19 protein-coding genes are annotated in these 16,249 nt (G+C 63.9%); 12 read left to right on the forward strand and 7 right to left on the reverse strand.

Annotation, left to right across the window (positions count from 1 at the left end; genetic code table 11):
* Window positions 1–7 precede the first annotated feature (7 nt).
* A complete protein-coding gene (gene gshB / locus FHW69_RS09620; RefSeq protein WP_183422853.1) occupies window positions 8–949 on the forward strand; it encodes a glutathione synthase in 942 nt (313 codons plus the stop codon).
* Entirely contained in the window at window positions 946–1,806 is an 861-nt protein-coding gene (locus FHW69_RS09625) for an energy transducer TonB (protein WP_183422854.1), read from the forward strand. Before gshB ends, FHW69_RS09625 begins: the two co-directional genes overlap by 4 nt.
* A 5-nt stretch (window positions 1,807–1,811) precedes the next feature.
* On the opposite strand, the gene FHW69_RS09630 is transcribed toward FHW69_RS09625, so the two are convergent.
* Window positions 1,812–2,120, reverse strand: a complete 309-nt coding sequence (locus FHW69_RS09630; protein WP_183422855.1) for a hypothetical protein — start codon at window positions 2,118–2,120, stop codon at window positions 1,812–1,814.
* A gap of 97 nt (window positions 2,121–2,217) precedes the next feature.
* Between FHW69_RS09630 and FHW69_RS09635 the strand changes: the two genes are divergently transcribed.
* The 5 genes from FHW69_RS09635 (at window position 2,218) to FHW69_RS09655 (ending at window position 6,700) form a co-directional block, all read left to right on the forward strand.
* Window positions 2,218–2,781, forward strand: a complete 564-nt coding sequence (locus tag FHW69_RS09635) for a YqgE/AlgH family protein (RefSeq protein ID WP_183422856.1) — start codon at window positions 2,218–2,220, stop codon at window positions 2,779–2,781.
* 6 nt (window positions 2,782–2,787) lie between these two features.
* On the forward strand, window positions 2,788–3,207 hold the full coding sequence (gene ruvX / locus FHW69_RS09640; protein ID WP_183422857.1) for a Holliday junction resolvase RuvX: 420 nt from the start codon (window positions 2,788–2,790) through the stop codon (window positions 3,205–3,207).
* A 41-nt stretch (window positions 3,208–3,248) separates the two neighbouring features.
* The gene (locus FHW69_RS09645) at window positions 3,249–4,175 is read left to right on the forward strand and encodes an aspartate carbamoyltransferase catalytic subunit (protein WP_183422858.1); all 927 of its coding nucleotides are present in this window, start codon (window positions 3,249–3,251) and stop codon (window positions 4,173–4,175) included.
* Between the two features lie 169 nt (window positions 4,176–4,344).
* Complete coding sequence (locus FHW69_RS09650) at window positions 4,345–6,120, forward strand: hypothetical protein (RefSeq protein ID WP_183422859.1); 1,776 nt, start codon at window positions 4,345–4,347, stop codon at window positions 6,118–6,120.
* Between the two features lie 235 nt (window positions 6,121–6,355).
* Window positions 6,356–6,700, forward strand: coding sequence for a BON domain-containing protein (locus FHW69_RS09655; protein WP_183422860.1), 345 nt, complete (start codon window positions 6,356–6,358; stop codon window positions 6,698–6,700).
* 71 nt (window positions 6,701–6,771) lie between these two features.
* Here FHW69_RS09655 and FHW69_RS09660 read toward each other — a convergent pair whose 3' ends face one another.
* Complete coding sequence (locus tag FHW69_RS09660; protein ID WP_183422861.1) at window positions 6,772–7,935, reverse strand: PilT/PilU family type 4a pilus ATPase; 1,164 nt, start codon at window positions 7,933–7,935, stop codon at window positions 6,772–6,774.
* Window positions 7,936–8,054: 119 nt separating this feature from the next.
* A complete protein-coding gene (locus tag FHW69_RS09665; protein ID WP_183422862.1) occupies window positions 8,055–9,092 on the reverse strand; it encodes a type IV pilus twitching motility protein PilT in 1,038 nt (345 codons plus the stop codon).
* 207 nt (window positions 9,093–9,299) lie between these two features.
* Between FHW69_RS09665 and proC the strand changes: the two genes are divergently transcribed.
* The 3 genes from proC to FHW69_RS09680 are packed head-to-tail and all read left to right on the forward strand — an operon-like array spanning window position 9,300 to window position 11,109.
* Window positions 9,300–10,124, forward strand: coding sequence for a pyrroline-5-carboxylate reductase (gene proC / locus FHW69_RS09670; RefSeq protein ID WP_183422863.1), 825 nt, complete (start codon window positions 9,300–9,302; stop codon window positions 10,122–10,124).
* On the forward strand, window positions 10,121–10,696 hold the full coding sequence (locus tag FHW69_RS09675) for a YggT family protein (protein WP_183422864.1): 576 nt from the start codon (window positions 10,121–10,123) through the stop codon (window positions 10,694–10,696). The genes proC and FHW69_RS09675 overlap by 4 nt, the downstream gene beginning before the upstream one ends.
* Window positions 10,696–11,109, forward strand: coding sequence for a DUF4426 domain-containing protein (locus FHW69_RS09680; RefSeq protein ID WP_183422865.1), 414 nt, complete (start codon window positions 10,696–10,698; stop codon window positions 11,107–11,109). The genes FHW69_RS09675 and FHW69_RS09680 overlap by 1 nt, the downstream gene beginning before the upstream one ends.
* A gap of 34 nt (window positions 11,110–11,143) precedes the next feature.
* Here the strand turns inward: FHW69_RS09680 and FHW69_RS09685 are convergent, their stop codons facing one another.
* The 4 genes from FHW69_RS09685 to FHW69_RS09700 are packed head-to-tail and all read right to left on the reverse strand — an operon-like array spanning window position 11,144 to window position 14,661.
* Window positions 11,144–11,740, reverse strand: coding sequence for a PqiC family protein (locus FHW69_RS09685; protein WP_183422866.1), 597 nt, complete (start codon window positions 11,738–11,740; stop codon window positions 11,144–11,146).
* Complete coding sequence (locus tag FHW69_RS09690; RefSeq protein ID WP_183422867.1) at window positions 11,737–13,437, reverse strand: MlaD family protein; 1,701 nt, start codon at window positions 13,435–13,437, stop codon at window positions 11,737–11,739. Before FHW69_RS09690 ends, FHW69_RS09685 begins: the two co-directional genes overlap by 4 nt.
* Window positions 13,430–14,053, reverse strand: coding sequence for a paraquat-inducible protein A (locus FHW69_RS09695; protein ID WP_183422868.1), 624 nt, complete (start codon window positions 14,051–14,053; stop codon window positions 13,430–13,432). Before FHW69_RS09695 ends, FHW69_RS09690 begins: the two co-directional genes overlap by 8 nt.
* Window positions 14,050–14,661 (reverse strand): paraquat-inducible protein A, encoded by a 612-nt coding sequence (locus FHW69_RS09700; protein WP_183422869.1) that lies wholly within the window; start codon window positions 14,659–14,661, stop codon window positions 14,050–14,052. Before FHW69_RS09700 ends, FHW69_RS09695 begins: the two co-directional genes overlap by 4 nt.
* Window positions 14,662–14,845: 184 nt before the next feature.
* Here FHW69_RS09700 and trxA point away from each other — a divergent pair, with 184 nt between their 5' ends.
* Together trxA and FHW69_RS09710 are read left to right on the forward strand one after the other, a co-directional pair.
* Window positions 14,846–15,715 (forward strand): thioredoxin, encoded by an 870-nt coding sequence (gene trxA, locus FHW69_RS09705; RefSeq protein WP_183422870.1) that lies wholly within the window; start codon window positions 14,846–14,848, stop codon window positions 15,713–15,715.
* A 73-nt stretch (window positions 15,716–15,788) separates the two neighbouring features.
* Window positions 15,789–16,241: a DUF4442 domain-containing protein gene (locus FHW69_RS09710; RefSeq protein WP_183422871.1), complete on the forward strand. Its 453-nt coding sequence runs from the start codon at window positions 15,789–15,791 to the stop codon at window positions 16,239–16,241.
* The last annotated feature ends 8 nt before the right edge of the window (window positions 16,242–16,249 follow it).

Raw genomic sequence — 16,249 nt, forward strand, 5'->3', positions numbered from 1 at the left:
AGCTCCCATGTCCCTTTCCGTCGCCGTCCTGATGGACCCGATCCGGTCGATCAAGATCGCAAAAGATTCGACCTTCGCCATGCTGCTGGAAGCCCAGCGCCGCGGACATGCGCTGTTCTACATGGAACAGGGCGACCTGGCCCTGCGCGAAGGCCGTGCCTTTGCCCGCCTGCGCCCGCTGTCGGTGGTGGAAGACCCCTCCGGCTGGTTCTGCCTGGACGACCCGCAGTGGCGTCCGCTGTCCGATATGAACATCGTGCTGGCCCGCAAGGACCCGCCGGTAGACAGCCAGTTCATCTACGACACGATGGTGCTGGAACGGGCCCAGCGTGAAGGCACGCTCGTGGTCAACGACCCGCGCTCGCTACGCGATTGCAACGAGAAACTGTTTGCCCTGGATTTCCCCCAGTGCATCGCCCCGACCATCGTCGCGCGTGACGCCAGCGAGCTGAAGCGCTTCGTGGCCGAACACGGCGAGGCGGTGCTCAAGCCGCTGGATGGCATGGGTGGCCGTGGCATCTTCCGCGTGCGCCACGGCGACAGCAATCTGAACTCCATGCTGGAAACACTGCTGGACGGCGCAAGGCATTTTGCGATTGCCCAGAAGTACATCCCGGAAATCACCAGCGGCGACAAGCGCATCCTGTTGATCGACGGCGAACCGGTGCCCTACGCGCTGGCCCGCATCCCCCAGGGTGACGAATTCCGCGGCAACCTGGCCGCCGGTGGCCGCGGCGAAGGCGTGCCGCTCAGCGAACGTGATCGCTGGATTGCCGCTCAGGTGGCGCCGGAACTGCGCCGCCGTGGGCTGCGTTTTGTGGGGCTGGACGTCATCGGTGACTACCTGACCGAGATCAACGTCACATCCCCGACATGCATCCGCGAACTCGATGCCCAGTTCGGCCTTAATATTGCCGGGATGCTCTTCGACGCCATCGAGGCCCAATGACTTCCCGTCCCACGGGCGCCGACCTGATCGGCGCCACCCTGCTCTTCTCGCTGCTTGTGCATGGCATCGTGGTTCTGGGCATCACCTTCGACATGGACAAGCCCAAGCCGAGCTTGCCCACGCTTGACGTCACCCTCGTGGACGTGGCCAACAGCGAACCGCCGGACAAGGCCGACTTCCTCGCCCAGGCCAGCAATGCCGGTGGCGGCGATCAGGACAAGGCGGCGCGCCCGTCCGAACGGGTGTCCGGCCCGCTGCCCACGCCAAACCGGGGCGTAGCCGCTACGCCGAAGGAAGCGTCCGCACCCGCCCCGCGTGAGGCAGCGGACGCCCAGTTGCTCACCACCCGGGGCGCGGCCAGCTTCAGCGTGGACACGCAGAAGGAAACCACCGAACAGCGTGAACGCCCGCTGCCGGTGTCCGATGAGGAAGTGGAGCGCAAACTGGAAATGGCGCGGCTGAGCGCCGAGGTCCGCGAGCAGTCGCAGGCCTATGCCAAGCGTCCGAAGAAGAAATTCATCTCGTCCAATACCCGTGAATACGTCTACGCCGCCTACATGAAGGGCTGGGTCGGACGCGTGGAACGCGTGGGCAACCTGAACTACCCGGACCAGGCGCGCCGGCAGGACCTGCACGGCGAGCTGGTGCTGACGGTGGCCCTGAACCGGGATGGCAGCATCAAGAGCATGGACGTCATCAAGAGCTCGGGTCACAAGCTGCTGGATGACGCCGCCCAGCGCATCGTGCGCCTGTCAGCGCCCTTCCCCAGCCTGCCGCCGGACAAGACCCGTGTGGATGAGCTTTACATCACCCGCACGTGGCAGTTCCTGCCCGGCAACGTGCTGCGTAACTACTGACGCACTCACCGAAGCAGCTGATCCGCCTCGCTGACATAAGCCTGGCGGGCCTTGCGGTCAAAGACGCACAGTTCGCGCCCCTTCCTGCCTGCCATGTGTTTCTGGGGATAGATGCCTTCCAGGACCAGCGCGGCGACCGGCACGCGGTCGTCATAACGAATGATCTGGCCAACGGGCTTCACGCTTTTCAGGCCACTGGCCTGGACGCAGGCTTTCTGAATGGCCGCGTCGTCGGCAGACCAGGCACCGGGGGACGAGGCGTGCGCACTGACTGCTACGCAAAAACCGAGAAAAACTGTGAACTGGCGCCACATATGCGTTACTCCTTGAGCGGGTTATCCACAAAGCCTACAACTAACGACTGAACGGCAAGCTCACCCCCGAAAGCGCGGTAGCCGCTACAATGCGGCCATGACGATCGCCAACACTTTCGCGGGGCAATTCCTCATCGCCATGCCTTCGCTGGCCGAGCCGCCGTTTGCGCGCGGCGTAGCGTTCCTCTGCCAGCATGGCGAGGATGGCGCGGTAGGCCTGCTGATCAATCAGATTTCCGAATACCGGCTGGGCGACGTCCTGGCTCAGATGAAACTCGGCTGCGACGATCCGGAGATCGCGGACTATCCGGTCCTTATCGGCGGTCCCGTGCAGCAGGAGCGCGGTTTCGTCCTGCACCGCGAGCCGGGGCACTGGGATTCCAGCTACCGGGTCAACGACGAGTGGTCGGTGACCACTTCGCGCGACATCCTCGTTGCCATGGCGGCCGGCTCCGGCCCGCGCCGCGCGCTGGTCACGCTGGGCTATGCCGGCTGGGATGCCGGCCAGCTTGAACAGGAACTGATGGACAATTCCTGGCTCACCACACGTGCGCACGAGCGGGTGATCTTCGACACGCCGCTGGAAGAGCGCTGGACTGCCGCCGCAGGCCTGATGGGCGTCAACCCGAGCCAGCTGGCCGGCTATGCCGGACACGCCTGATCCACGATGAGCTGCCTGTTCGGTTTTGACGTTGGCACGAAGATCGTGGGCATGGCCGTGGGCAACCGCCTTACTGCATCCGCGCGCGCGCTGGCTGCCGTCGCCGTGCGCGATGGCGAGCCTGACTGGACAGTGATCGACCGCCTGCGCCAGGAATGGCTGCCCGCCGAACTCGTGGTCGGCCTGCCGCTCGATATCGACGGCAAAGATCAGCCGATGACACGCACCGCGCGAAAATTCGCTGCGAAACTTGAAGCACGCTATGGCCTGCCGGTCGTGCTGGTCGACGAGCGCCACAGTTCGCGCGAAGCCGCGCGACGTTTTGCAGACGGGCGCGCGGCCGGACTGCGCAAGAAGTCCGATGCGCAGACCATCGACGCCGAAGCCGCCGCGGTCATTCTCGAACGCTGGCTGGTCCAGTCCTGAAGCTCGCCCCCTATTCCGCTCCCCACCTTGCCGAGGCCGTCATGTCCCACCGTCTGCGCCATCTGACCACGCTCCAGGACCTGCCTCGCGAAACCATCGAACGCCTGCTTGATCGCGCCGGCACCATGCGCGACGGCTGCGCGCATGGCACCCGCAAGCTCGACCTGCTGGCCGGCCGCACCGTGCTGAACCTGTTCTTCGAACCGTCCACGCGTACGCGCACATCGTTTGAACTGGCCGCACGCCGACTGGGCGCCGACGTCCTCAACTTCGACATCAGCTTTTCCTCCACCGCCAAGGGCGAGGAACTGTTCGACACGCTGCACACGCTGGAAGCGATGCATCTGGATGCGATCATCGTGCGCCACAAGGAGTCGGGCACGCCCGAATCGCTGGTGCGTCACGCCATGAGCGGCGTTGCCGTGATCAATGCCGGCGACGGCAATCGCGCCCATCCGACCCAGGGCCTGCTGGACGCCCTGACCATCCGCCAGCATCACCCGGACTTCAGCGACCTCATCGTGACCATCTGCGGCGACGTGAAGCACTCGCGCGTGGCCCGCTCGGACGTGCACGCGCTGCGCGCGCTTGGCGCGAAAGAAATCCGCCTGTGCGGCCCCGCCTCGCTGATGCCCGACCCGGCCGAATTTCCCGGCTGCGCGATTTACAGCGACTTCGACGAAGCGGTGGAAGGTGCGCACGCGGTCATCATGCTTCGCCTGCAGAAAGAGCGCATGGCCAGCACCGACCTGCCTGACGAAGCGGCGTACTTCACCCGCTATGGTCTGGACACCACGCGCCTGAAGATGGCCGCGCCGGGCTGCCTCGTGATGCACCCGGGCCCGATCAACCGCGGCATCGAAATTGCGCCGGAAGTGGCCGATGGCGCCCAGTCACGCATCCTCGAACAGGTCGCCAACGGCGTCTTCGTGCGGATGGCCGTGCTGGCAGAGGTCATGGGGCGTTGACAGAACCTGCGCTGGTGTCCGTGTGACACTTCGCATACCGGTGCCCGCCACGGCGGACACCGTCACAAAATCCGCAACGCCCCGTTATGCCACATCTGTGTCCGTACAGGGGCCGGAGGATTGGGCATAATGCCCGTCTGCGATTGATTAGATAACCATGGGGAAATACATGCGACCGACGAAGCGACTCATCGCGCTTGGCCTTGCCAGCGCCCTGCTGGCAGCCTGCGGCCACAAAGACAAGGATGCACCGCTGGCTTTCGTGCCGGCCGACACGCCGTACGTGGTAGCCAACCTCGACGTTCCGGATGACGACGTCGTCACCGCCCTGACCACCCAGCTCAATACGCAGCTGCCGGGTCAGGTTGTGCAGATGAAGAGTGCCGCCGACGACCTCGAAGCCAAGGGCAACGTGGAAGCCGCTCACCTGATGCGCGCCCTCATTGCCGAGCTTGATGGCAAGACGGTCGAGCAGATCGCCAAGAACGACGGCTTCAACCTGAAGGGCAAGAGTGCCTTCTACGGTGTGGGCCTGTCGCCGGTCGCCCGAATCGAACTGGCCGACAACGCCGCGTTTGAAAGCTTCATCGGCCGCCTGGAAACGGCGTACGGCCAGAAACTGGAAACGGCAACGATTGCCGGCCAGTCCTACCGCCACGTGTCCCCGAAGGACTCCGGCGTGCAGATGATCCTCGCGGTCGTCGGCAAGCAGGCCGTGGGCGCCCTGCTCCCGGCCGATGCCGGCGAGCCGCTGATCCGTCAGGCTCTTGGCCTGGATCGCCCGGAGAAGAACATCCAGGACGACGGTCGTCTCGCAGACCTGGCCAAGGCCAAGGACTACAAGGACTACCTGGTTGGCCAGGTCGACATGACCCGCCTGCTGCCGCTGATCGCGAACGGCAAGGACCCGCTGGCGGTCGCGCTGGCCAAGCACCACGCTGCGGCCGCTGCGCTTGCCAACGGCGAGCCGGCTCCTGCCGCCGCTCCGGAAGTGCCGGCCAGCTGCCAGACCGACGCCGCGCGCATCGCCGCACGCGTTCCGTCCATGAGCTTCGGTTACACGCGCCTGGATGCCAAGCACCAGGATCAGCGCTTCGACATCGCACTGGCTGACGACGTCACCAAGGCGTTCTCGGGCCTGAAGGTCGAACTGCCGGGCCTGGGCGTGGACGCCGATGCACCGTTCGACGTCAGCTTCGCGCTGCCGGTGGAACAGCTGCGCACGTTCTGGACCGCACAGGCAGAAGCCGTGGCGGCCAAGCCGTTCACCTGCCCGAGCCTGGTCGAGATCAACGACAGCTTCGCCAAGATCGGCTCCACGATGCAGCAGGCGGCCATCCCGCCGTTCGGCGACATCCGTGGCATGCGCATCATCCTCGATACGTTCAAGGCGGCTGATCCGACCGCTGCCACGCAGATCCCGACGTTCAGCGGTCGCATCGTGCTCGGCACCCGCAACCCGGCCGGCCTGATCGCACTCAGCCAGACGATGCTCGGCGGTACCCCGCTGAAGGTTACCAACGATGGCAAGCCGGTGGCACTGCCGCAGAACGTCACGGCCATGGCCGGTCAGCCGGCATGGGTAGCGATGACCGACGCCGCACTGGCCATCGGCATCGGCGCAGGCGAAGACGCACGTCTGAGCGACACGCTGAAGGCTTCCACGGGTGACGCAGGCCGCATGGCCCGCATGCACCTCAATGGCGACATGTACCGCAGCTGGATCGACCTGATGGCCGACAAGGCGGGCGCATACGCCGAAGCCACCGCTGCCAGCGCCGATGAAAGCGGCAATCCGGAAAAGGCAGGCGATGCCGCTGCTTCCCGCTCCAAGGCACAGTTCGATGCGATGCGCGCGCAGGCTGCACGCATTGTTTCGGTCTCGGCCGAAGCACACGTCGACGACAAGGGCCTGGTCATCACCGGCCAGAGCGAACTGAAGTAACCGGTCAGTTCCACTCCCGAGAAACCCCGCTTCGGCGGGGTTTTTTTTGCCTTTTTTTCGTGTGTGCGTGTGTGCCGGTCGGATCTGTTCAAGCGCCGTGAAGAGCAAGCTGAACGATGCAAATTCTTGCGCACAGATCGTTCACAGGTGCGCTGTTTTTATACGCCCCACGGCAAGACCGTCGCAGAGCGCGGCAACTGTCGTCGTCCCAACCCAAGAAAGAAAGGAGTTCACCATGAGCCATGCCATTATCCGTAAGGCCCTGTTCGCTGCTGCTCTCGTCGCTGGTCTCGGCGCCGCTCAGGTGAGCGCGCAGGACGTCAAGTCGACTGATAACCAGACCGTTGCCGGCAAGACCGACGACGCATGGATCACCACCAAGGTGAAGTCGGAATTTGCTACCAAGAAGGCTGTCCACGGCTCGGACATCTCGGTCACCACGACTGAGGGTGTTGTCGCACTGTCGGGCACGGTCCCGACCGCCAAGGAAAAGACCAACGCTGAAAAGATCGCCAAGTCGGTCAAGGGCGTGAAGAGTGTTGATGCCAGCGCACTCACTGTGTCGGCAGCCGCCAACTAAGTCTTTCCGGTAACGGATAAGTAAAGGGAGCCTTCGCGGCTCCCTTTTTTATGCATGAAAAGCGCACCGGCTTATCGGCGCAACATGCCGCCGAACGTGTTGCGATCCGATGACTCTTCGATCTCCACACCTTCCAGCCCCTGCGACAGGGTGTGTGCATCGCCACCCTGCGCCAGTTTGATGCGCAGGCGCACTTCGTTGGAGCTGTCCGCGTGACGCAGCGCGTCTTCGTAGGAGATCTCGCCTGCGTGGAAAAGCTCCACCAGACTCTGGTCGAACGTGCGCATGCCCAGTTGGTTGGAATCCCGCATGAGCTCCTTGAGCTTGTGCACCTCGCCCTGACGGATGTAATCCTGCGCCAGCGGCGTGCCCAGCAACACTTCCACCGCCACACGACGCGCCTTGCCGTCGGGCGTGGGGATGAGCTGCTGCGCCACGATGCCCTTGAGGTTGAGCGACAGATCCATGAAGAGCTGCTGGCGACGGTCTTCCGGGAAGAAGTGCAGGATGCGGTCCAGCGCCTGGTTGGCATTGTTCGCATGCAGCGTGCACAGGCACAGGTGGCCGGTTTCGGAGAAGTTGATGGCGTGTTCCATCGTTTCGCGTGTGCGCACTTCGCCGATCATGATGACATCAGGTGCCTGACGCAGCGTGTTCTTCAGCGCGTTTTCCCAGCTGTCGGTATCAATGCCCAGCTCACGCTGGGTGATGATGCAGCCTTCGTGTTTGTGCACGTACTCGATCGGGTCTTCGATCGTGATGATGTGACCGGTGGAGTTCTGGTTGCGGTAGCCGATCATGGAGGCGAGCGAGGTCGACTTACCCGTGCCGGTGCCACCCACGAAAATGATGATGCCGCGCTTGGTCATCGCCAGTTGCTTGATGACGGGCGGCAGGTTCAATTCTTCAGGCGTCGGAATCTTCGATTCGATGCGACGAAGCACCATGCCCACGCAGTTGCGCTGATAGAAGCACGACACGCGGAAGCGGCCCACGCCCGATGCGCTGATGGCGAACTGGCACTCGTGGGTCTTTTCAAATTCTTCGCGCTGCGAAGGGGTCATCACGTTCAGCACCATGTCGCGTGCCTGCTGCGCGGATAGCGGGCTCTGCGTGATGGGAACGATGCGCCCCTGCACTTTCATGGACGGCGCGACGCCAGCGGTGATGAACAGGTCAGACGCCTGCTTGTGCACCATCAGCTTCAGGAATGAAGTGAAATCGAAGTCGCTCATGACACACCCTCTAGTGCCGGACAAGGGCCGGCCCCCCGTGCGCGATCATATACCGGCCGGCGCAGGCATGCTGTGGCGTGGTTGGCGGAAGGCGCACCGGCCTTCCGCCCGGTTCCGGCTTAGCGGAAGCCTTCCTTGTTCTTGGCGTACATCATGGCTTCCTGGCGGGTGATCTGCCCCCGCTTGACCAGGTCCTGGAGGGTCTGGTCCAGGGTCTGCATGCCGTACTGCTGACCGGTCTGGATGGCCGAGTACATCTGGGCCACCTTGTCTTCGCGGATCAGGTTACGGATGGCCGGGATGCCCACCATGATTTCATGGGCCGCCACACGGCCGCCGCCCACCTTCTTCAACAGCGACTGCGAGATCACGGCGCGCAGCGACTCGGACAGCATCGAGCGGACCATCGGCTTTTCGCCGGCGGGGAACACGTCGATGATGCGGTCGATGGTCTTGGCGGCCGACGAGGTATGCAGCGTGCCAAACACCAGATGGCCCGTTTCCGCGGCCGTCAGTGCAAGGCGGATGGTTTCCAGATCGCGAAGCTCGCCGACCAGGATGTAATCGGGATCTTCACGCAGTGCCGAGCGCAGCGCTTCGTTGAAGCCGTGCGTGTCACGATGCACTTCGCGCTGGTTCACCAGACACTTCTGCGAGGTGTGCACGAATTCGATCGGGTCTTCCACCGTCAGCAGGTGGCCGTACTCGTTCTTGTTGATGTGGTCGACCATCGCCGCCAGCGTGGTGGACTTGCCCGAACCGGTCGGGCCGGTCACGAGGATCAGGCCCTGCGGCTGCTCGATCAGCTCGCGGAAGATCTTCGGTGCGCCCAGATCTTCCAGGGTCAGCACTTCGGACGGAATGGTACGGAACACGCCGCCTGCGCCACGATTGTGGTTGAACGCGTTCACGCGGAAACGCGCGAGGCCCGGGATCTCGAACGAGAAGTCGGTTTCCAGGAATTCTTCGAAGTCGCGGCGCTGCTTGTCCGACATGATGTCGTAGATCAGCGAATGGACCTGCTTGTGTTCCAGCGGCGGGATGTTGATCCGTCGCACGTCGCCGTCGACGCGGATCATGGGCGGCAGACCTGCGGAAAGATGCAAGTCGGAGGCCTTGTTCTTCACCGAGAAGGCAAGGAGTTCGGCGATATCCATCGGTGTCCCCTGTGATTGGCGCCATCGTGCCGCGCTTGCGCGCCGGCCGCAGCCCCTGTGATTTCATCCGACGTACCCGGGACCCCCCGGACCACGCGTGGCGCATAGGTAAACACGCCCTACCGTCGGCGGCAAGGCGCGTCGGCTATATTGTCGGTCAGGACAGCCACGCTCACAGTGACGTGGCGCACCACAGAGATGAAATCAATGAGTCGGATTGCCTTTATCGGTGGCGGAAACATGGCAGCAAGCCTGATTGGCGGGCTGTTGCACAAGGGCACGCCACCCGGTGGCATTGCCGTCGCCGAACCCCGGGCGGAAGCCTGCCAGGAGTTGTCGCGCCGCTATGGCGTGGCGACCTATACCGACAATCTGGACGCCGTGGCAGATGCCGGCATGGTCGTGCTTGCGGTCAAACCGCAGGTAATGGCCGAGGTGTGCCAGAAGCTTCAGCCTGCCATTGCGCGCCAGCGGCCGCTGATCGTGTCGATTGCGGCAGGCATCCGCATCGAACAGCTGGAGCGCTGGCTGGGTGGCGCCCTGCCCGTCGTGCGCTGCATGCCCAACACGCCCGCCATGATCGGCGCCGGGGCCACTGCCCTGTACGCCAACGGCAGGGTCAGTCCGCCGCAGCGTGCCGAAGCGCAGCATCTGCTGGATGCAGCCGGGCTCACCGTCTGGGTGCCTGAGGAAGACCAGCTCGATACGGTAACTGCGTTGTCAGGTTCCGGTCCCGCGTACTTCTTCCTGCTGGTGGAAGCACTGGAAAACGCGGCGTTTGCGCAGGGTCTGTCCCGCGAAACGGCACGCGCGCTCGCCGCGCAGACGGCTCTGGGCGCCGGGCGCATGCTGACCGAAAGCGGCGATCCGGCAGCCACGCTGCGCCAGAAAGTCACCTCGCCGGGCGGCACCACGCAGGCCGCCCTCGAAAGTTTTGCTGCCGATGGCTTCAACGCCATGGTGGCCCGCGCCGTGGATGCCGCCCGGCGTCGCGGCGGTGAACTGTCACATGCTATGGAATCGACCAAGTGAACTATCTGACCAACGCTGGCGCGCTTGTCGTCAACTTCGTATTTGGCGCGGTGATCGCGCTGTTCGTCCTGCGCCTGCTTGCCGAGGCGTGGCGGGCGGATTTCAACAATCCGATCTGCCAGTTCCTCTATCGCTATACCAATCCCGTGCTGCGCCCTATCCGCAAGCTGCTGCCCAACTGGCGGCGTGTCAGCACCTCGGCTCTGGTCGTCGCGTGGCTGCTGGAATGCGTCAAGATCGTGCTGCTATTCGTGATGGTGGGCTTCATGCCCAACCTTCTCGGCGTGCTGGTGGCTGGTGTGGCCGAGCTGCTGGACTTCGTGCTGCTGATGTACATCGTGCTGATTGTGGTCTGGTCGCTGATGAGCATGCTTTCCACGGATCGCTATCACCCGGTTGCACGACTCATCACCAGCATCACCGAGCCGGTGCTGCGTCCGCTGCGCGGGCGCATGGTGCTTGGCGGCCTCGATTTCTCCCCCGCCGTGGTGCTGCTTGGCCTGACCCTCGTGCGTGTACTGGTCGCCCAGCCGCTGATGGATCTGGGCCTGCGGCTGATGCAGGGTCAGTGATGCTCCGTCGCCTCATCCTGGCATGTGGCCTGGCCTGTCCAGCACTGGCGGCGCAGGCGGGAGAAGTGCGCAGCGGCGAGGTCGTCGTACGCTACAACGCGCTTCCCACCGCCAACCTTCCTGCCGAATCTGCACGTCGTTACGGGCTGGTACGTTCGCAGGACCAGGGTCTGGTCATCGTGGCGGTGTCCCGGGCCAGCGACGATGGTGACGTGGCGGCCACCGTGAGCGGGCGCGCCAGTACATTGATCGGATCGCCGGTGCCGGTCACCTTCCGGCGGGTGGAAGAGTCCGGCAGCGTCTCGTGGCTGGGCACCTTTCAGGTGCCCTCGCCCGGAGCGCTGCGCTTCTCGCTGGATGTCACGCCCACAGGGGCGGCGACCCAGCATGTGGAATTTGTGCAGGATTTCTGATGCGTGGCCTTCGCCCGCGATGCGGGCTGGCCACTCAAGGGCAGGCTGAATCCTGCCCCGCGGCTGCCGCACGCGCCGCGCGCGCAATCTGTGTGGCCACCTGCGCAAGTGCCCGCTGGTGAGCTTCCACCAGATCCGAATACGACGACCCCGCCGCCTCTGACACACGGGACGCGCACGCCAGCGACGACTTGCCACGTACAGACCAGGCCGCTTCCAGCGTGGCCTGACCACCCAGCTGCGAATCAAAGCGGCGCACGTCCAACTGCACCTTGACCACCGACTGCCCCGCCGAACGCGGCAGTCCATTGACGTCATGCGTGCCCAGCATCGTGCTGAGGTCGGCGGAAAGCGCACCGCGAACCTCATCTGCCAGCGGCGAAACCCAGCGCTCGCCGTCCATCATCACCATGTTGCTGTTGCCCTGACGCAGCACCAGCTGCGGCTGGTCCACCTGGGGCGGAATGCGTACCGGCTGCACGTCGATGAGGAAGGGCGCCGCATCCGGCGACACGGTGGCGCTGCCTGCGGGCGGCACCAGCGTGTGGAAGTGCGTGGGCGCTGACGAACACGCCGCCAGCGACAACACCATCATGGCCGGCAAAGCCAGTTTACGGATCGAATGCATCATGGCTTGCTCCCTTGCCGGGTGTCGTCAGTAGCGGCGGGTGTGGCCGGCGCGGCGAGCGCAGGCTTTTCGTCGGGTTTGCGGCCGCGGATCAGCGACTCCGGATGGCGGCCCAGGTAATCGGTAAGCACGCGCAACGAGCGCGCCGAGCGCTGGAGTTCTTCCATCGTCTGGCCGATGTTCTGCTGCAAGGGCGAGTCTTCCGACAGCGCACTGTTGGCCGAACCCATCGTCTTCTGCGTCTGCTTCAGGGTTTCCTTCAGCTCCGGCGCAATCTGCTCGTTGACCTGCTTCAGCGTGCCATTCAGTTCCTTCAGGCTGCCGTCGAGGTTCTGGCCGATGGTGTCGAACGGGATCTTCGAGATCTTGTCGACGATGGAGCTGAGCTGTTCCTGCAACTTGTCGAAGTCACCGGCAGTGGTCGGAATTTCCAGCGGCTTCGCGTTGGGATCAAAGGCCACCTTCGGCGCCTTCGGATTGAAGTCGAGCGCGATGTACAACTGGCCCGTCAGCAGGTTGCCGGTGCGTGCCGTGGCGCGCAGGCCATGGTCAATCAGCTTGCCCATGATCTGGCTCATGTCGGCATCACCGCGCGAGGCGGCCAGTTGGCTGAGCTTGTCGAACGCGGCGCCAAGGCGCTGCGGATACACCAGCGCACCCACGATGACCGGGAAGCTCTGCTTCTTCTCGTCGTAGTCGAGGTTGACCGACACCACGCGACCAATCTTCACGCCAAGGAATTCAACCGGCGCGTCCACGGCCAGACCGCGCAGCGAGTGCTCGAAACGCATACGGATGTAGCGGGGGTTGCCATCAGGCGGTGCCATGGCGGTGGCCTGATCGCCAAATAGCGTGTAATCGGCCATCTCGGCGGCCGGTGTTTCGTCACGCGGCCCGGGGGGTGCCTGGAACGCCACACCGCCGGCAATGACGGTGGCAAGCGACTGCGTGTTGAGCTTCAGGCCATCGGCACCCAGCGATACATCCACGCCGCTGGCATTCCAGAAGCGCGTGTCTTTGGTGACGAAACGGTCGTTCGGACCATCCACAAAGAGCTGCAACGACACGCCCTTGCCGTCCCGATCCAGCTGATAGGACACAATGCGGCCCACCTGGATGCGGCGGTAGTACACGGGCGAGCCGATATCCAGCGAACCCAGATCCGTGGCATGCAACTGGAACCGTCGTCCCGGGGCTCCATGAGTCACGGCGGGGGGTGTTTCCAGGCCGCTGAAATTGCTTTCGCTCTCGTCGGAATTACCAGCATCCGCGCCGATGAAGGCGCCGGAGAACAACGTGTCCACACCCGACACACCGCCCACGCCCACGCGCGGGCGCACCACCCAGTAACGGGTGCCCTTGGTGGCGAAGGTCTGTGCATCTTTCTCAAGGTCGATCACCACCGACACATGCGTGCGGTCGTGTGCGAGGCGGATCGTGGTGACCTTGCCGATCACCACGTTCTTGTACTTGACCTGGGTCTTGCCGGCCTCGATGCCTTCAGCGGTCTGGAAGCTCACCGTGATGCGCGGCCCGGCAGAAAGCCAGTGATTGACGATGAGCGAGATGCCCACCAGAGCCGCGATGATCGGCACCAGCCAGACGAGCGAAAAGCCCAGCTTCGACCGCCGTATGGCGGGCTGGGGCAGATCGGACTTCGGGGCATCGCCCTTGTCGTTTCCGTCGTGGATATCAGTCATCGGATTCCCTGTTGTCCCAGATCAGACGGGGGTCGAAGCTCATCGCAGAAAGCATCGTGAGCACCACCACCATCCCGAAAAAAATCACGCCAGGCAGCGGCTCGACGCGGCTCAGCACCTGAAAATGCACCAGCGCGCTAAGCAGCGCCACCACAAACACGTCCAGCATCGACCAGTAGCCGATCACTTCCACCAGCCGGAACAGCCTGGCCCGCTGCCGCGCGCCCCACTGGCTGGACCGTTGCACCGAAATGAGCAGAAAGCCCATCACGAGGAATTTCAGCACGGGCACCACGATGCTCGCCGTGAAGACGATGATGGCCAGGTCGGGCGAACCGGCACGCCACAGCTCGATCACGCCGCTCAGGATCGTGTTGTCGTCTTTGCTGAAAAGACTCTGCGTGCGCATGATCGGGAAGATGTTGGCAGGCAGATAAAGCAGCAGCGCGGCAATCAGCAGCGCCCAGGTCCGGGTCAGGCTGTCCCGCTTGCGCCGGTGCAACGGCGCGCCGCAGCGCGGGCAGCGCGCATGCGCCTTCTTCGTTTCCAGGCTCACCTGGCGGCATACATGACAGCCGATGATGCCCAGGTCGTGGGCACGGGGAAGCGCGCTCATTCGGAGGTATCCCGGGTCACGTTCCACAGTTCGCGCGAATCGTGGCTGGCAAAAATGGTGATGAGAATGGTCAGCACGGCAAACGCCCAGACGCCGGGCCCCGGCACCACTTCGAAATAGCTTGAGGCTTTCACCACCGCAACCAGCACGCCCAGCATGAACACCTCGATCATGCTCCACGGCTTCACGTAATAAAGGGCGATCATGGCCGGCGCGAAGCCGGGTGCCCGTATGCCATCACGGGCAAACCAGAGCACCCAGCCGAAAATGAGTATCTGGGTCAGCGGGAAAAAGAACAGCGTCATGGCGGTGAGCACGGCCACCACCTGCGAGCTGTCGTTCCACATGGCGATGACCGCGCCCCACAGCGTGGTGGCGCTTTGCATGCCGCTGAAACCCAGCGACACGATGGGCGTGCAATTGGCGATGACGAACACAATAAACGCAGCCAGAATCAGGGCAAACTGGCCATCGAGGCCAATCCACTGATGGCGTTCCAGCACGGCGCCACATTCCAGGCACGTGGAGACCTGACCGCGCGTCAACGGCTCGCGCCGGTAGACGGTGTCGCAATGCTCGCAGACGATCAGATCCTGGCCCGATTCCATACCTTTCCGCTATACCTTCAACGCCAACCGGTTTTGCATTGGCGACCGCATATGATCGCACGACGTGTAAACGAGGTGCGATGAACGGCCGCCAAAGAGCCACACGTGGGCGCCGCCGGGGTTGATATGCTGGCGCCCGCCCCGATTCATACGCCCTATTGATCTTTCGTTTCCAGGAGTTCCCGTGAGCACCGTCCCGCCCAGCACGCCCCACGTTTTCGACGCCACGGTCGCCAATTTTGAAGCCGAGGTGCTCAAGGCCTCGCTCACCACACCCGTGCTCGTGGACCTGTGGGCCGAATGGTGCGAGCCCTGCAAGACGCTGGGCCCGATCCTCGAAAAGCTTGCCACCGAGTACAACGGTGCGTTCCGTCTGGCCAAGGTCGACGTGGAAACCGAGCAGCAGCTCGCCGCCATGTTTGGCGTACGCAGCATTCCCACCGTGGTGCTCGTGAAGGACGGCCAGGTGCTGGACGGCTTTGCCGGTGCCATGCCCGAAGGCCAGATCCGCGAATTCCTGTCCCGCCATCTGCAACCGCTGGAAGGCGGCCCGTCCGACGAGCCGCCCGAAGCCGCACCGGAAACGGCCCAGGACGCGATCAACCGTCTGCAGCAGGCCATTGCCGCCGAGCCGGATCGCGCCGAACTGAAGCTGGACCTTGCCCTGGCCCTGATGCGTGATGGCCGGGTCGCCCCGGCCCAGGCCGAACTGGACGCCCTGCCCGTCAACCTCGCCACCGACGCCCGCGCCGTTCGCCTGCGCAGCCAGCTCGAACTGGCCCGCGCCCTGGAAGGCGCGCCGTCGATGGCGGAACTGCGCGCACGCATCGAAGCCAACGACACCGACTGGGAAGCGCGCGACCTGCTGGGCGTACGCCTGTTGCTGGAGGGCGAGGCGGCTGCCGGCCTCGATCAGTTCCTGGACATCCTGAAGCGCCAGCGCGACTGGAACGACTCCCAGGCCAAAAAGCGCCTGCTCGCCGCTTTCCTGACCATCGAAGACCCGGCGCTGGTCAGCGCCTACCGCCGGAAGATGTCCTCGCTGGTGTTCTGAGAATCTTCGCGGTCCAGGCCTCTATAATGACGCCCATACGGCCCCGTATGGGCGTTTTGCTTCGAGGCTTCGTTTGAAACCCAATACCTTCCGGCGCCTGCTGAATCTTTGGCCGCCCTTCTTCTTCAACGCGATCCGCGTCCAGTCCATTTCTTCGGACTGGACCGAGTTGCGCGTGGTGCTGCGCCTGCGGCCGTGGAATCGCAACTATGTGCGCAGCCAGTTCGGCGGCAACCTGTTCGCGATGACCGATCCGTTCTGGATGCTGCTGGCCATGCATCAGCTCGGCAACGATTACTACGTGTGGGACAAGGCCGGCGCCATCGAGTTTGTGGCTCCGGGGCGCGAGGATGTGTTCGCACATTTCGTTCTCACCCCGGCCGTCGTGGACGAATTGCGTACGGCGGCATCGGGTGGTGAGAAAGTGCTGCACTGGTTTGATGTGGATGTGACCACGCGCTCAGGCGAAGTCATTGCGCGCGTGCGCAAGCAGATTTATGTGCGGTTGAAGCCGAAGCATCGTTGAGGTTCTGG

This window comes from Luteibacter sp. Sphag1AF, from assembly GCF_014192715.1.
Lineage (GTDB): Bacteria > Pseudomonadota > Gammaproteobacteria > Xanthomonadales > Rhodanobacteraceae > Luteibacter.

Coding starts and splice junctions, on each gene's coding strand:
- FHW69_RS09695 (WP_183422868.1), bottom strand. CDS start 14,053: ATGAGCGCGCTTCCCCGTGCCCACGACCTGGGCATCATCGGCTGTCAT.
- gshB (WP_183422853.1), top strand. CDS start 8: ATGTCCCTTTCCGTCGCCGTCCTGATGGACCCGATCCGGTCGATCAAG.
- FHW69_RS09645 (WP_183422858.1), top strand. CDS start 3,249: ATGTCCCACCGTCTGCGCCATCTGACCACGCTCCAGGACCTGCCTCGC.
- FHW69_RS09630 (WP_183422855.1), bottom strand. CDS start 2,120: ATGTGGCGCCAGTTCACAGTTTTTCTCGGTTTTTGCGTAGCAGTCAGT.
- FHW69_RS09660 (WP_183422861.1), bottom strand. CDS start 7,935: ATGAGCGACTTCGATTTCACTTCATTCCTGAAGCTGATGGTGCACAAG.
- FHW69_RS09655 (WP_183422860.1), top strand. CDS start 6,356: ATGAGCCATGCCATTATCCGTAAGGCCCTGTTCGCTGCTGCTCTCGTC.
- FHW69_RS09665 (WP_183422862.1), bottom strand. CDS start 9,092: ATGGATATCGCCGAACTCCTTGCCTTCTCGGTGAAGAACAAGGCCTCC.
- FHW69_RS09700 (WP_183422869.1), bottom strand. CDS start 14,661: ATGGAATCGGGCCAGGATCTGATCGTCTGCGAGCATTGCGACACCGTC.
- FHW69_RS09680 (WP_183422865.1), top strand. CDS start 10,696: ATGCTCCGTCGCCTCATCCTGGCATGTGGCCTGGCCTGTCCAGCACTG.
- proC (WP_183422863.1), top strand. CDS start 9,300: ATGAGTCGGATTGCCTTTATCGGTGGCGGAAACATGGCAGCAAGCCTG.
- FHW69_RS09635 (WP_183422856.1), top strand. CDS start 2,218: ATGACGATCGCCAACACTTTCGCGGGGCAATTCCTCATCGCCATGCCT.
- ruvX (WP_183422857.1), top strand. CDS start 2,788: ATGAGCTGCCTGTTCGGTTTTGACGTTGGCACGAAGATCGTGGGCATG.
- FHW69_RS09685 (WP_183422866.1), bottom strand. CDS start 11,740: ATGATGCATTCGATCCGTAAACTGGCTTTGCCGGCCATGATGGTGTTG.
- FHW69_RS09690 (WP_183422867.1), bottom strand. CDS start 13,437: ATGACTGATATCCACGACGGAAACGACAAGGGCGATGCCCCGAAGTCC.
- FHW69_RS09625 (WP_183422854.1), top strand. CDS start 946: ATGACTTCCCGTCCCACGGGCGCCGACCTGATCGGCGCCACCCTGCTC.
- FHW69_RS09650 (WP_183422859.1), top strand. CDS start 4,345: ATGCGACCGACGAAGCGACTCATCGCGCTTGGCCTTGCCAGCGCCCTG.